Genomic DNA, 16,012 nt, shown 5'->3' on the forward strand with positions numbered 1-16,012 from the left:
AAAATCGCATCTATCTTCTGTTCAAAAGTAATTCGTGCCATAAAAAAGGCACCTCCAAATGTTAGATTTGTGTCTAACATTTGGGGTGCAGATCATAATAAGGAATGCGCCTATTTTCATTTAAAGGCCAGATTGTGAAGGAAATATCCTGAAAATCTTTTGCATTACACTTAAATCTAGAAACATATATTTCAAGAAGGGGAAGTGTCTCCTTTTCTGAAGTAGATACTAATGAACTAACATAAAATTGTATTTATTATGTGAGGAGATGATTTTTTGGTTAGCCTGTTGGAAAACACCTTTCAAATATCAGCAGTAATCCTACTCATATGTGCAGTCTATTATTATAGACACTTTAAAAAAACTAAGAGAGAAAGAAAATTAACCTCATTTGAATTTTTAATTTATATCATAACTCGAATCGCGATATATCTTTGTACAATTAGTTATATTCTTTTGTTTTTGGATAGAAATTTTGGATAGATAGTATTCAGCAAACCAGCTAATAGAAGCTAACAGTTATTCAATTATAGGGCGCAATTCTTGAAAAAGGAATTGTGTCTTTTTTAGTTATCATCTTCATAAGTGGTATTGCTTACTTGAAGGGAAATGTGAAGCAATGGAAAATCATTTGCTTATTGATCTGTTCTGTTTTTAAAAAAGTTTGAAGTTAACAAAAAAGCAATTCCTGTAAATATGTATATTAGTGCCACAGATTTATTTGGAATAAATGAATTGTAATTAAATGTACCGAGTGACGGTCCAAGTCCACCTGTAATCATAAATAAGCCTGTCCAATAAATAAATTTTCCAATTGTAGTATGGTTTTTTCACAATATACATTCCTCCTAAAATATGGATTATCGTATATCGAAGCATAACATAATCAGGTAATTTTTGGAATAGTGTATTAATTTAACTATTGAACACTTCGTAGACATTATACAGTAGCTTATTCCATTATAGGCCGCTATCCTTAAATTAAGATCAGCGCTTATTTTCATTTAAGGGCCAGATTGTGGAATAAGAAATGCTATAATAGATGCTACTATAGGAAGTGGTGATTCAAATGAAAAACTGGCTTGAACTATCCGATGTAGAGAAGAAAAAAGTGTGGAATAAACTATATGACGAATTGAAATTTGAACCAAGTACTACCAAATTTCCATCTTTTAAAGTACCAACTCCTTTTATTACCTACGATATCTCACACTACTTTGGCGAATATGAAGGTTTGAATGCCTACGATGATTTGGAAGAAAAAGCATTACTTGTATTCCAAAAAATTACATCAATAGATGAATATATTTATGCATTAGATTGGCAGCATGCATGTTATAGGGTAAATCCCCATTTAGAGTTTCAAAAAAGCGAATTCGATGAATGGACAGTACCGTTTTTCCCAAATGGCGATTATTACTTCTTTATTCATAAGGATTTTGAGTGGGGATATTTAGGACACCCGTGGGAAAGAACCATAACTATTTTTGGAAAAGAATTGATAAAGGGTTTTGAAAAACATCAACCAATAATGTTTCAAAAAATATTACGTCAGAAATAATGTAAACTATATTCAACTAACGGGCGCTTTTCTGAAATTAAGTAAAGCGTCTTTATTCATGAAAAGGGCCATTTAATGGAGTAAGTAAAACTTGTATTCAAATAAATTTCCAATCGTGATTTATTGAACTTAGCTACCAACAAATTGATTATTTAGAAATTCTACTTTACTTTTTTATTTGGCATGATTTATAGTTAAGTTAACTTAATTATTAAGAGAGGTTTTTAGCGTGGATAAAGATATAATTCAACAAATTAACACTTTACAAAATCATTTAAACGTTCAATTAGCAAGTAGATTTGAGCAGAAAATTGATAATCAATTAACAGCCAAGCAGGTTTTATTATTAGAGCTAATTCGGAAAGGTGTCACTTCCACAAAGAATTTAGCTTTACAATTGAATATTTCAACGAGTGCAGTTAGTCAAATACTTAATAAATTAGAAACTAAAGAATACATTATCCGCAGTATTAATAAAGAAAATCGTCGTGAAATCATTTTAAAATTGGGAGCGAAGGGCGAGCAGTATTTCGAAAATTGGCAAATACTCGAAGATGAAATCAATCATAATGTTTATGGACAGCTCCCCTTAGAAGATTTGAAACATTTGGCCCGTTTACTTGAAAAATTAAATTCGATTGTAGAAGGGAAATAATCTATATGTATGTAATTGATAGGGGAAAGTATATTTGGTTATTATTGTTGGGAGTTGTTTTACGTAGCAGTAAATTATATGCCGAAATTAAGGAGAGATTATGGAAGTAAAATTACGGAAATTCATTATTGCAGGCACCATTTTGTATACAATTTTAATTTTATATTTTTTGTTCTTTGCTTTTAATAGAGTAGATCATTCAACCAGCGATTATGGATATACATTTATGCTTGTTCCGGAAAAAGTTCCACTTAAATTTCCAGAACCAACTTTTTCATGGTTATTCCAATTTGGAAACATTGCTGCTTTTATCCCTTTTGGAGTAGTAATTCCTTTGTTGTATCGTTCCAGTTTTGGGAAGTTCATATCCTTGTTTGTCTTGACGATTCTCGTTCTGGAATCGCTGCAGGCTTTAACTTATCTTGGCAGCTTTGATGTAGATGATGTTATATCCAATACATTAGGTGCAGCGATAGGTTTTATCGCCTATAGAGTTGGATTTTCTTCAAAAATTTCTTGTAAAAAGCTTATTGCTTCGGCTCTATCTATTGGTGTTCTTCTAGTTGGGGTAATCGTGGTCTCGGAAACTATCAATTATGTTGTAGCGCCAAGAGAAAGTCCGATTCAAGCATTACACGATGTGAAAGAAATGAATGGAACCATGCCTATGGCTGAGAATCTTCCAAGTTTCACCATAGCAGGCAAGAAAATAGAACCTAAAATGAACGTGTATAACAGTGAAGGAGATAAAAGCAAATCATACACTTACGTCTTGGGGAACAAGAAAGATATAACACTCTATTCTTATTTTGGCATTCCAGACAATGGTGATTTCAAGGGAGAAGTCACTATACTGGCAGATGGAAAAGTAAGAGCTCAGTATGAACAATTTAATAATGGGGCAGAGCATTTAATCTTACCATTTTTTGATAAGGTAAACGAAATTACGATTATCGTTTCCGGGAATGCTAAACTATGGGACGTTGGATTCAGTGAAATGAAGCATTGGTGGGAGTGAAGAATTAACATTATAAGGGGCTTGCTTTGCAATGTTTTCAACAAATATGGCACGACTGTAGAGCAGACAGACAGATAGAAAATAGTTAAACTTTTTTATAAAATCAAAGCTTAAATCTGCTGGATAAGAATCCATTTTGATTAAACTTTATTTCAAAGCAACAGTATTGTACATAATGACAATGAATTTAATAGTGATGAATTGGAACAAATAGCTTATTGGAACCTGAAAGAATTGGAGAGATAATCTTTAATTATTAGGATTAGAACTACAATGATTGAAATTTTCTTCTTCTACTAACGAGTGCGTTAGTGGACGAAGAATTAAGTGATTTTAGGATTGATATCATATTATAGTTATTCCATTAAAGGGCGCTTTCCTTGAAATAAGGAAAGTGTTTCTTCATTAAAATTTAACAAGCAAAAATGACCGCCTAAGCGATCATTTTGTTCAACCCCCTCAACGCCACCGTTCTCCAGGCCTCTTCAGGTAGTGTGCAAACACATAGCGCCAAGGTATGATGAAAGGAAAAATTACGACTATCAAGCATTCGTATGCGACCATACTGGTTGAATCGTCCATTTGACCTGAAGACCATAGTGGAAGCGCAACGATAAGCAACCAAATCGTCTTCCATAACAATTCCCAAAGAAGCAAAGGTAGCATCTGGAGTGGGTAACGCAGCCCAAGAATTGATAGAACCGAAAAGGATGTCAACATGCAAGCGACCACTCCATCCATTAGTTCCCACGGCTTACTCAGATGAAATAAATGCTGTATGACTTCAGTCCATTTCACAAGAACTAGCCCTACGATTATAAAAAGGTATAATGCCCTCAGCAAATAAAGACGAAACAATGACACCTCGTTCATTTTTGCAATATCTTTATCAGAATTCATTTTTTTATCTCCTTTTATAAAGAAATTGATAAAGCAAATACAATAATACTTTCTATACTTTATGCAATCCCCTAAAAAAGTAGGCTGTTTTTTCCAAAGACATTGGATACTCCAAAGTGAGTGTAAAGGAAATCGTTGATACTGCAGACTATAACCGCACTTCATTTTATAAATACTTTGATAATTTAGAACATATAACTAATGAACTTGTAGAAGATATCGTTACTCATTTTTCTTAAATTAGTACAATGGACCTCAAAAAAGAAAACATTATAAATATGGAAAATCTAATATCTACTTTTTTTCAAGATGCAATTTGGGTAATTGGCTTTTTTTACTTGTTAAATAAGACATTTGAAAGTAATAAACTTAAACAATTTTCCAAATATATAATAGGAATTGTTTTAGCATTGTTATTTGTATATTCAGTATTAATAAGTATAGGGTCGATAGAAGCTTTACTTCAATAACAATCTTCAACAATCGGGCGCGATTCTGTAATAAGGATTAGCGCTTGTTTTCATTAAAGGGCCAGATTGTGGAATAAGGGAGGTAATCAGATGGTTCATCTCGAAATTATTAGTTATGCCAAAACAACACACCCAAAATGAATATTGAACAAAGGGATTATATATGATTGGAGGGAATAGAAAATGGATGTAAGGACACTATTATTACAACAATGGGCAAGCTGCTTAGATAAAGAAGACTGGTTTCCACCACTTGAAAAAGTACTAGAGAATATTACTTTGGAACAGGCAATTTGGAAACCAGTTGAGGGAGCACATTCCATTTGGGAAATAGTTTGTCATTTACTTTTCTTTGAAAAGAGAATTCTGTTACGCTTTCTTGGTGAAACAGCAAATGAACCAAAGGCAGAAAATAATGACGCTACATATCGATTACCAACTGAGACCTTTCAAAATTGGAAGGAAACAAAACAAGAATACTTTTCTGTTCATCGTGAACTTGAAAAAATACTAGCAAAATCAGATCTAGAAGATTTGTATAGACCGATTCCCGATGACAATCCATTAGTGCTTGAACTGAAGAGTTTAGCAATGCACAACGCATATCATATTGGGCAAATTGTATTCCTCAGTAAAATGCAAGGAGCCTGGGCAGGGAAACGCAGCTTTTAAAAAAGCTTCATTAGCTTTACAGTTATTCCATTAACGGGCGCTATTCTTGAAAAAGAATTGTGCCTTTTTTAGCTAAAGGGCTAGATTGTTAAAATAAAGTGAAATGATAAAATAAGAAAAAACAATGTATGAGAGGTACTATTATGAACAAAGTTTTTATTATCGATGGAGATAAATTTTCTAACTTTAAGGGGTTTTGTAAGGAGTTTTCAGATATAGTCCTTTCAGGAAAATGTAAGTGGCACGGAAATCTAGATGCTTTTAATGATATTTTGTTTGGAGGTTTCGGAGATATAGAATGCGACGAACAATTTACTGTTATTTGGAGGAATTCTGTTAAATCTAAAGTAGATTTGGGGTATAGTGAAACAATAGTTAAACTAAATGAAATTTTGAATAATTGCCATCAAAGTAACGAAGAGAAAGTAATTCAAGAAATAAAAGATGCAAAAATGAAAAAGGGTCCTACAATATTTGACTGGATAGAAGAAATTATCGTTGATAACGAAAATGTAACGTTGATATTAGAGTAAACCTTATTCAAGTAACGGAGTGCTTGAGTGAAGTAGGTGTTATCTTTGCAGCTTTTTCTCATTTTCTCCTATTCAACAATCGGGCGCATTTCCAGAGTAATGGAATTGCGCTTTTATTGTATTAAAGGGCCATTTTCTGGAATAAATATATTTGATTAAAAGGGGCTGTTTTAAGTAGTCCATTTTATTTTAAGCTCTGTTTAATTTGATTGTTGTTTTTATTCCAATTAATAAGAGTATCCAAAAATAAATTGAATACGCTTATTGTTTCGGGTGGCGAATAATTAAGAATTACCAGGTTTTAATAACCAACTTTTTATTTTTTCTAAATTTATTCGTTAGTTGATTTGGATTTGATGTCATACAATGTACGTGATTTCTCGATATATTTTACAGTACAGGCGTAGGTACCTTGCCGAATATCCCTAAAGTCATCAAAATCTCCAAAAACAACGAGTTTACCATTAATTTCTACGTGAAGTTCGTGGATTCAAAATTCAGTATAATGGTAGCGACTAAACAACCTAAACTGATAATAATGACTGATTTATGACTATTGTGTTTTTGGAATGGGTCATATTAATCTATAATATAAATTTTTGCATTGAATAAATACATCCATAAAAGGAAAATGATATAAAATTAATAGTAATAATTAATTATTAATCATATTTATGATAAAAAAGTGTAATTTTTATTAAAAATACAAATATTTTGTGGTAATATAGTCTGTAAGGATTACTGATAGGTGATATATGGAATATATTCGTGTGTGAAATGCGTATATGGCGATCCAATTATAGTTCATCAGATAAAGGAGAATGGAAAAATGACAAACAATAACATGAAATTTGTTAAATCTGTAGCTGCCCTAGCTTTAAGTACTTCTATCATCACAACTGCAGTAGTTGCTGCTGACACAACAGCATCTGCACAAACTACATACAAGGTATCAAAAGGTAAACTTGTAAATGCGAAAACTGGTAAAGCAGTTAAAGGTTACGTAGTATACAAATCTACTCTTTACTACAACGGAACTGTGAAAAAAGGCTACAAAACAGTAGGTACTGGTTCTTCTATGAAACTTTACAATAACGGTAAACTTGTAAAAGGTTACAAAACAGCAGGTAGCGGTTCTTCAATCAAACTATTCTATAATGGATCTCTTAAAAAAGGTTACAAAACAGCAGCCAAAGGTAGCGCTGATAAATACTATTTATTCTACAATGGTACTCTTAAAAAAGGCTACAAAACAGCTGGGAACGGCGAACGTCTTTACAAAGATGGCCGCTTAGATAATGGTTATGAAGTATACGGTGACGTTGACAAAAACCCATCACTATACTACAACGGCTACTTAAAAGAAGGCTATAAAACAGCTAACAAATCAACTCTATTATTCTATAATGGTAAATTAAAAGAAGGTTACAAAACAGCTAAAAACGATACTGTTCTTTACAAAGAAGGTCGCTTAAATGATGGCTTAGTTGTTGTTAAAGACATCCTATTTGATGGCAGCAAACAAAACAAAGGCTTAAAAGAATTCAGCGATAAAACTTACTTCGATGCTAAATTAGCAAACGGTACTTATAAAGATGCAAACGGCGTTGAAAAAACTTATAAAGATGGCGTAGAAGTTAAACTTGGAGTAACTGTTGTCGGTGCAGATGGAGTTACACCTGTTGATAAAATTGCATCAGGTGATGTTCTTACAGCTAATATAGAATTACCAAACGGTGACAAAATTGGTTCGTATCCTAAAGATCCGAATGTAAGTTATAAATGGCATTTTGAAGGTAGCGATGCTGTACTAGGAACTGACGCTACATTCACAATCACTGAAGATACAGTGGCTGCTAATAAAAAACTTGTTGTAGATGTAACTTATAAAGAAGAAACAGCTACATGGACTTCAAAAGCAGTAGCAACAGCAGCAACAGCAAAAGCTGTAACTGTTGTTGGTAAAGATGGAGTTACACCTGTTGATAAAATTGCATCAGGTGATATTCTAACTGCTAATTTAGAATTAACAAATGGTGACAAAATTGGTTCGTATCCTAAAGATCCGAATGTAAGTTATAAATGGCATTATGAAGGTAACGATGCTGTACTAGGAACTGATGCTACATTCACAATCACTGATGCTACAGTGGCTGCTAATAAAAAACTTGTTGTAGATGTAACTTATAAAGAAGGAACAGCTACATGGATTTCAAATGAAGCAGCCGTACCAGCAGCAAACTAATCAACTCCACCCTCCCTTAAAGATGGATGGATTGATTAAAAATAAAACATAAGATTTCCCCGACTTTCCCATGAAAGTCGGGGTTATTCTTTACCTTTTTAACACGATGTTCAAGTATATATTATTAATGTGTAAGGATAAGAAGCTCATTCTCTTTCATCATTGAAATACATGTTCATGACACTGGATCGCAACTTGAATAGTAAAAGTATGATTTTGCCATTCCATATATTTTTTACGAGAATGTCTAAGACAAAGACAAGCGATATCATTTAGCTTATTTTCTTTTTCAATTGTAATTTTTGTATAAGCTTGACACCAATCAACCTGAATTTGTTTACCACATGGCAAAGAAATTACACATCATTAAGGTAAACTTAGGAGATTATAACTAGAAGAATCTACTGTTATGCATGAGATGAAAGCTTCATTTTTCGCTTCAAGCTATTCGGATATTGTCATCTTGTGAATAGCCATCATTTATTCGCATTTCGTCAGAAATTGGAGGAAATGTCTTTGTGGAGTGGTTTTAACTATTAAAAATCCTGCATTAACAGAGAATGTGCTTTGGGTTTCTTAAATCTTAAGCATTTTAAAAAGGATTTTTGCAATTAAAACATAAAGATGAAGTGCGCAATCAATTCAGAATAATTATAAAAAAGATTAATTAATTAAAATAAAAGTCGATTATTTAAAATATAGATTGATAATTTAAGTTTCATTAAAAATCCTGTATTATGAGCAGGATTTTTCTTTTTCCACAATCGGGCCATATTGTTGAAGAACTCACTTAAAGGAATGATTGGATATTTATGATTAGATAGAAAAGAGATTGTTAAGTAGTATACTAAAGGTAACGTGACAGATTTATTAAAAGAAAATAGATTATTTATAAATGTATTTGATGAAAGATTTAGGAGGGATTTTACATGGAGTGGTCCCAGTGGTTGCAAGGCGGTCCTTTCCTTGAAGTTAGCTTCTTGTTAGAACTTAAAGAAGAAAAAAAGAAAACAATACAAGAAATTATAATTAAGTTATCAAGGGTCACAAATAAAGTTGAAATTGTTGATAAAAATGTTGATGAAATTATCGATTTCTTTGATAGAGGTTATCCCTATGATGAAGAAGATCCGAAATCCTCAAACTTACACTCACTAAGATTAAGATTATATGTCTATTTATCAAGGAAACGAAAGGTAACATTACAAGTAGAAATGGTTTCTTCAAATACATTAATGGTTAGCTTTTGGTTCTATGGGGATGAATTAGATGAACCAGAATGGGACCAAATTGGTGTAAAAAAAGAGGGATTTGTAGGATTTGTAAATTTTCTTAAAGAATTGTATTCCGTTTATGAATTTAAAATCGGTGGCATCGCAATCGAAGAGAATGTTCTCGAATTATTTAGGTTCAGTGAATCATATCCTAACGAATGTTATCGCTTTGAGAATCTGTTTCCTTACAATTTTCTTAAAGAACCATCTCATTTCATAAATATAATTTGGAGGGAACAATACAAGAAATTAAGCCATATTCCTTACAATTACAAAAGACTTGATAAGGAAGGAATCCTTATTGAAACAGGTAGTTTTACTACCTAACCTTCAACTAAATCAGATAATAGAATCAAATGGTTATTCAATCATCGGGCGCTTTAGTTTAATTAGTTTAACATCGGTGGTTGCTGTGGTAGACCTTTTTATGCTTTATAGCGAGGTTTTAACGTTAACAGAAACTAGGTATTTCAATAATAAGAATGGTAAAATGTATATTATGGATAGATATTTGAGGAGCGATACACCCCTCTTTTTTTATCGTTTTCTTTCTTACAGCCATTCAAAAAGAGAAAGAGAAAAAGAATTAAATCCTTTAGAATTGAGGGGGAAAATGGATCACTTGAAAGCTTTTTTTAAAGAAGAAGTAGTAAAAAAGGTATTCGCATTGGTGTTGTTGGTCGTTATATTGTGGAGTATCAGAGGATTGTTAAATTTGTTGTTATTGACTTTTATTTTTTCTTATCTATTGAACAGCCTACAACAAGTTTTCTATAAATCCCTATCGAAAATGATTCCGATAAAAGAGAAGATAGTCACAATTGGAATGTATGCAGTGATTCTATTTGCTATTGTTTTCGGATTAGCCACCTATATCAACCGTTCGGCAAAGGAATTATCAGGAATCGGTCATAAACTCATTTCATTTAATCTAGAAACATATACGAATCAAATCAATCCAAATGTAGAAGGGTTCTTGAAAGGGCTACATTTAGAGTCCTACACAAAAGGAGCTGTTACCACGATATTCCAAGCTATCCCGCATGTCAGTGAATTTAGTATCCAGTTGATAATGGCGTTTATTTTAAGCTTTTTCTTATTAATCGGGAAAAAAGAAATCAGGGATTTTTGCAAGAAGCTAGAGAAGAGCAGAATCAGTTTTCTATATTCGTATTACAAATACTTAGGAACCAATTTTGCCAATACCTTTGGTAAGATACTGCAACTTCAAATATTAATTTCGTTGATTAATGCTGTTTTATCTATGATTTTCCTTGCAATACTTGGGTTCCATCAAGTAGTTGGTCTTGGGCTTATGATGTTCATCTTCGGTCTCATTCCTGTATTAGGAGCGATAATCTCTTTCATTCCATTAGCTATTATTGCGTTTACGATGGGCGGCATACCTAAAGTCCTTTGGATTGTGGCTATGGTATTGGGGCTTCACGCCATGGAAAGCTATGTACTCAATCCAAGATTGACTGCACACGCAACAAAATTGCCTATCTTTCTGACTTTTTTAACCTTGATTATCTCTGAGTTTTTCTTGGGAACATGGGGTCTGTTGTTGGGGATTCCGTTATTAATGTTCCTATTAGATTTGTTCAATATCCAAACAAAAGAAAAAACTACCTGAGAAATCATATATTGTTGTTTAATTTTTCCCCAACATTCTCCTCTGAAGGCAACCATAGGGTGGCTCTAGAGTTTGAAATTGCCCAACATCCTGTTGAAAACTAAAAAAGATTGTGAAGTATTGTACTTATACTAACCAGTGCTAGACTTCAACAGCATTTGATCTTCCACAATCGGGCGCAATTCTTGAAAAGGAATTGTGCCTTTTTAGATAAAGGGCAATTTAATAGAGGAAGAATCTCATAAACTATAGGTTAGTTTAGTACAAATAATCATTATTCCATTTACACCAAAAGTTGTATATATTTCATTATCTTTTCTGCGATAAATTTATTAAAGGTGGATTAAATAGGGGGAATTTATGTGATTGAAGGATTATATGAAGCGCATTTACCAGTAAGTAATTTAAAACAATCTATAGAATTTTATAAAGATCTTGGTTTAGAGTTTGACCATAGTGTGGATGGAAAAATAGCGTTTTTATGGATAGAAAAAAATAAAAGTTGGTTAGGGTTGTGGGAGACAGATAAAGTAGAACTTGAGTATCATCCTTCAATTAGACATATTGCTTTTCAAGTATCTCTTGAGGGCTTGAAAAAGTCAGTTTCTTGGATTAAAAGTAAAGGATATGAACCTCGAGAAGCCTTTGGTTTTGAGCCAATCGAACCTTTTGTAATGGCACATGAAGGATAAGCTCATGCTAAAATCCATTTCAGTGATCCAGATGGTAATAGTCTAGAGTTTATTTGCAAACTTGCTAATCCGAATAAAATTAATAAACGTATGTATTTAAGCGAGTGGGAGAAAATAAACCTATTATAAAATCAAAGCACCAGAAGGCGAAAAATTTTTAATTAATGTGTCATGAAGAAACAATGGAAATGAGATTTCTGTATATATAAAACTATAAAATATAGTACCCTTGTTCAACAATCAGGTGCAGTCCTTGAAAAAGGATATGCGCTCTTTTTTCATTTAAGGGCCATTATAATTGAATTACGTCTTTTTATAAAATGGGAATTTATGTTAAAAATTAGGCGGATTGTGATGTAATGTACTTAAACTATCGGTCAGGATAGTTTGATTAAGGGCATAGCCACTAGGGAAATGGGAAAGCTATTCCGTAAGGAAAAAGCGGATGATGATGTCCATGAGAATTCAACCCACATCTATGGTTTATAAGACTAAACAAATACCTGAAAAAGATTGACAACGCTTAATGCACTATGTATTATCAACTCTTGTGGTTCACTAATAGGTCCTGCCACTGTATCAGGTGCAAACGGCAGGAATATTTTAAAAAAGGTGCTTCTTCTTTAAACAGTTAATTATAAAAAGGCTTGACTGATAAAGTAATCGGCAAGCCTTTCACTGTTCCAGATTAATAGTTATGAACTAACCAGCTAATAGTTTGTGAAGAAATGTATTTAAACTTAAGCTAACTGGCCCTGATTATAGTCACCAGATGAACTCTATACGTTCCATTTTTGGTGAAATTTAATATTCAATTAATAAATTATGGAGTTGATGCAATCATGCAAGCACTACAAAAAACACAAATGATAGTTCGTTATCGACACCCTAACAGTAAAGTATATTACGGAATTGTTGAAGGGGATGAAATTATACAATTATCTAGTGATTTTACTGAAATCGTAAAGGATGAACTAAAATATGATGGAACAAGAGTTAAATATAGTGATGTTAAGATTTTGGAGCCAGTAATCCCCTCAAAAATCATTAATTTTGGCTGGACATATGCTGAACACGCAAATGAGACTGGGGGAAAGGCCAATCTTAAAGAACCGTTTTTGTTTTTAAAACCGACGACTTCTCTTATTCCAGAGCATGGTGAAATTATTCTTCCGCCAAGTGATTTAACGAATCAGGTAGAAATGGAGGGGGAAGTGGCACTTGTTATTGGAAAACGTGGTAAAAATATAAAAGAAGAAGAGGCATTAGATTATGTTTTTGGCTGCACGATCTTTAACGATGTGACGGCAAGAGATCTTACAATAAGTGATCCTCAGTTTACGCGTGGAAAAGGTTTTGATACCTTTGGTCCGTTGGGTCCGTGTATTGTAAAGGGTTTAGATCCAACTAATTTAAGCATTGTTACAAAATTAAACGGGAAAATCGTTCAAGAGGGAAATACTAATCAGATGTCATTTTCGATTCCTTTCCTTATCAGTTGGATTTCACAGGTTATGACACTTGAGCCGGGTGATATTTTGGCGACAGGCTCCCCTTCTGGAAGTTGTCCAATGAAGTCTGGGGATACTGTAGTGGTTGAAGTAGAGTATATTGGTAAACTGATTAACTATGTAAAATAGAAAAAATAATCTCAATAAACTTATGATGTTTTGATAATAAAAACCATTTTATGAGTTGGATTTTCAAAATTAACTTCCGCCTTTTTTTGTTTATATTGAAATAAATTTTGAACAAAAAAGAAGTGGGGTTTATTAGTACTGACAGCTTTATTTTACTTGTACCTACTATTTTAGCTGCGATAAGAGTTAATGAGCTAATTGGACCAGCACCATTTAAGATGATGGTTATTCAGTAATAGGGCGCTTTCCTGGAAAACAAGGAAAGCGTCTTTTTTCTAATATTTTTAGGTTATTTAGAGTTCAAATTTATCAATATCTTAGATTATCGAATATCCTCGTTTGAAAAAGTCTTTCAATTAAGACACAGCTATGCAACTCATATGATTAATAACGGTGCGCCAATTGATGTGATTCAAAGTTTACTGGGTCATGAAAAGAGTGAGACTACAAAAATATATGCTCAGCTAAGTAGAAAATTGAGACACGATTTTTATAGTAAATATTTTTGAGACTATATAAATTAAAATTTAATTGAAATTGAGGCACGCATGTAAAAATGAGTGTCTTTTTATTATCGGGCCATATTGTGGAATAACCTTTAATGAGAATTGGATATTTATGTTAGAATATAGGTGAGTTTGTCAAGGCTTGCACTTAAACTAACGGGGCAGTGTTTTATAATAAATTAAATCATAAAAACAAGTAGGGAGAAAATATGAACCCAAAACATCAATATTTTAAATTAAGTGAAGATGATATTTTAGGTATTATATCTGATTATTTAAGTGAACAAGTGAATTTTGGAACGTTTAATTCTAGGATTGAATTTGTAGAAAATGAAAATAACGAATATAGAATTATAGCAGCTTATGGTGAAATAGATGATGAATCAATTGATGAAATAGACTTTAAAGTATTAGATGAAACACTTCAATTCAACGGTGAACGCTCAACAATGCCAAAAGAATTTTTAATCGATATTACAAATGCTGAACATAAAGCTAAGATTCAAAAGTTAATTGCCAAATTAGATACAGAATTAAACGACGGGTAATATCATTTGAAATGGGCAAACTACCTTAACTATTAAAATTAGGTGGCAAAAACATGAAAAACAAGCCAATTAACTTTATTTTGACTTTATACGTTTTGATATTTGTTTTATTTCCAACAGGGATACTGTTTAACGATACAAGTGCAGCTGGTCGTGAAGTAATCGTTTCAGATGGTGAAGTTACGCTAAAAGAAGCGATTAACATTGGATTCCAGAGAGCAAAGGAATGGAATGTAAACGCAACACTTACAAGCGTAAACAGTGTGGATGAAACGATGGGAGGTTCGAGAGGAGAAACAGGAAAACGCTTTAATTGGTTTATGACCTTTGTGGTTCCAGGTACAGATGATTTTGTACTAATTGGTATCTCAGAAAAGAAAATCACCTTGTTTAGATCGGGTAAACAATCTCAGGATCCAACAATACCCTACGATGAGATTAAGTTTGATAGCTCTGATGTTCTTCAACTAGCGAAGGATAAATACGGACTAAAACAAGGAAAAGATTGGGCAAAAGGATATCATTTTACACTTGATAGTATCGAAGGTAAACCCATTCTAACAGTGGTTGGAAATGATCGGGATAACCGTTTTACTCGAATTTCATTCAATGCCAAAAACGGAGATATAGTCAGTGCCGTTCATAAATTGCCATACGGCGGAGGATTAATATCCAAACGTATTGGTACCGATACTGTAACAAAAAAGGGAATGGCGATTATGGGGGTTGTCGCTAGAAATAACAATTTAGTGGTATGGGGAGACAAAAAGCCAACACAATTTAGTACAACCAAGCAACCTTTTATTGAATTGAGTCATAACAATGGAGAATCATGGACAGAACTCCAAGTTAATAATTATGTAACACACGCTTGGTTTAATAAGAATGATCAATTATACGCAGCAACCAAAAAAGAATTATGGGCAGGCACTACATCAAAAAGTAAAGGAACAAAAATTCTTTCATTAGACCACGAGATTGAGCACATTGATTATTCAATCAACAACCATATAGCCGTGATATCAAATGGAAATATTTACTACACGAACAATCAAGGGGAGAGTTGGGAACAAGCCATTATACCTCAACCATTTTTTGTGGTTCAAATCTCGAATAATGGTGATTTGGTAGGATTAACAAAAGAAATGAAGGTTTTGCAAAAGACAAATGATGGTTGGAAAGAGATAACTATGCCGAATCGTAATGATGAACCTAGTGATATGATAGTGATTAATAATAGGCTATTTATTACAACTAAAAGTGGAATTTGGACCCGAGATCTTCAAGAGGGAAATTGGAGAAAAATTAAAGTTGATGAAGAGATAGTTAATTTCATTAAAAAAGGAGAGAAATTATTCGGAAACACATATAGAGGTGAAGCTATTTATTCCATCAACATAAAAGACGAAGGAAAACCTGAAAAAGTGTTTGATGCGGTTGATTTAGTCGTTATGGATGTGGATATCATAGGAGATACGTTATGGATTGCAACTATACCAGGTTATTCATGGGAAGAAATGACGATTCCGCTGAGACGATAAAAGTTGGAAGTGTATATTCATGAAAAAAACATTGCATTTCACCTTAACTAACGGGGGCTTTAGCACAATAACTAAGGTGTTATTTTTGCAGCTTTTTCTCTTTTCTACTATTCAACAATCG

At 32.9% G+C, this 16,012-nt stretch carries 13 protein-coding genes and 2 pseudogenes; all 15 read left to right on the forward strand.

Going from position 1 to position 16,012, the window contains the following annotated elements:
• Positions 1–276: 276 nt before the first annotated feature.
• The 15 genes and pseudogenes from ACIQ4I_RS20375 to ACIQ4I_RS20445 all read left to right on the forward strand — a co-directional run bounded on the left by ACIQ4I_RS20375 (position 277) and on the right by ACIQ4I_RS20445 (position 15,891).
• Complete coding sequence (locus tag ACIQ4I_RS20375; RefSeq protein WP_403099520.1) at positions 277–483, forward strand: hypothetical protein; 207 nt, start codon at positions 277–279, stop codon at positions 481–483.
• A gap of 586 nt (positions 484–1,069) precedes the next feature.
• Entirely contained in the window at positions 1,070–1,561 is a 492-nt protein-coding gene (locus ACIQ4I_RS20380) for a DUF2716 domain-containing protein (RefSeq protein WP_403099522.1), read from the forward strand.
• A 229-nt stretch (positions 1,562–1,790) separates the two neighbouring features.
• Entirely contained in the window at positions 1,791–2,216 is a 426-nt protein-coding gene (locus ACIQ4I_RS20385; RefSeq protein WP_403099524.1) for a MarR family winged helix-turn-helix transcriptional regulator, read from the forward strand.
• A 100-nt stretch (positions 2,217–2,316) separates the two neighbouring features.
• A complete protein-coding gene (locus ACIQ4I_RS20390; RefSeq protein WP_403099527.1) occupies positions 2,317–3,234 on the forward strand; it encodes a VanZ family protein in 918 nt (305 codons plus the stop codon).
• A 1,016-nt stretch (positions 3,235–4,250) separates the two neighbouring features.
• Complete coding sequence (locus ACIQ4I_RS20395; protein WP_403099529.1) at positions 4,251–4,373, forward strand: hypothetical protein; 123 nt, start codon at positions 4,251–4,253, stop codon at positions 4,371–4,373.
• Positions 4,374–4,787: 414 nt separating this feature from the next.
• The gene (locus ACIQ4I_RS20400) at positions 4,788–5,276 is read left to right on the forward strand and encodes a DinB family protein (RefSeq protein ID WP_403099531.1); all 489 of its coding nucleotides are present in this window, start codon (positions 4,788–4,790) and stop codon (positions 5,274–5,276) included.
• A gap of 143 nt (positions 5,277–5,419) precedes the next feature.
• Positions 5,420–5,809, forward strand: a complete 390-nt coding sequence (locus tag ACIQ4I_RS20405; RefSeq protein WP_403099533.1) for a barstar family protein — start codon at positions 5,420–5,422, stop codon at positions 5,807–5,809.
• Between the two features lie 829 nt (positions 5,810–6,638).
• On the forward strand, positions 6,639–8,054 hold the full coding sequence (locus tag ACIQ4I_RS20410) for a hypothetical protein (protein ID WP_403099534.1): 1,416 nt from the start codon (positions 6,639–6,641) through the stop codon (positions 8,052–8,054).
• 929 nt (positions 8,055–8,983) lie between these two features.
• Entirely contained in the window at positions 8,984–9,655 is a 672-nt protein-coding gene (locus ACIQ4I_RS20415) for a hypothetical protein (RefSeq protein WP_403099536.1), read from the forward strand.
• On the forward strand, positions 9,630–10,964 hold the full coding sequence (locus ACIQ4I_RS20420) for an AI-2E family transporter (RefSeq protein WP_403099538.1): 1,335 nt from the start codon (positions 9,630–9,632) through the stop codon (positions 10,962–10,964). The genes ACIQ4I_RS20415 and ACIQ4I_RS20420 overlap by 26 nt, the downstream gene beginning before the upstream one ends.
• A 362-nt stretch (positions 10,965–11,326) precedes the next feature.
• Positions 11,327–11,785 (forward strand): annotated as a pseudogene (locus ACIQ4I_RS20425) (VOC family protein).
• Positions 11,786–12,498: 713 nt separating this feature from the next.
• Positions 12,499–13,296, forward strand: a complete 798-nt coding sequence (locus tag ACIQ4I_RS20430) for a fumarylacetoacetate hydrolase family protein (RefSeq protein ID WP_403099540.1) — start codon at positions 12,499–12,501, stop codon at positions 13,294–13,296.
• Between the two features lie 353 nt (positions 13,297–13,649).
• Positions 13,650–13,805 (forward strand): annotated as a pseudogene (locus ACIQ4I_RS20435) (tyrosine-type recombinase/integrase); the annotation flags it as partial.
• Between the two features lie 206 nt (positions 13,806–14,011).
• Entirely contained in the window at positions 14,012–14,350 is a 339-nt protein-coding gene (locus ACIQ4I_RS20440; protein WP_403099542.1) for a hypothetical protein, read from the forward strand.
• A 53-nt stretch (positions 14,351–14,403) separates the two neighbouring features.
• Entirely contained in the window at positions 14,404–15,891 is a 1,488-nt protein-coding gene (locus ACIQ4I_RS20445) for a beta propeller repeat protein (protein ID WP_403099544.1), read from the forward strand.
• Positions 15,892–16,012: the final 121 nt, after the last annotated feature.

The organism is Rummeliibacillus sp. NPDC094406, from assembly GCF_044763875.1.
GTDB lineage: Bacteria > Bacillota > Bacilli > Bacillales_A > Planococcaceae > Rummeliibacillus.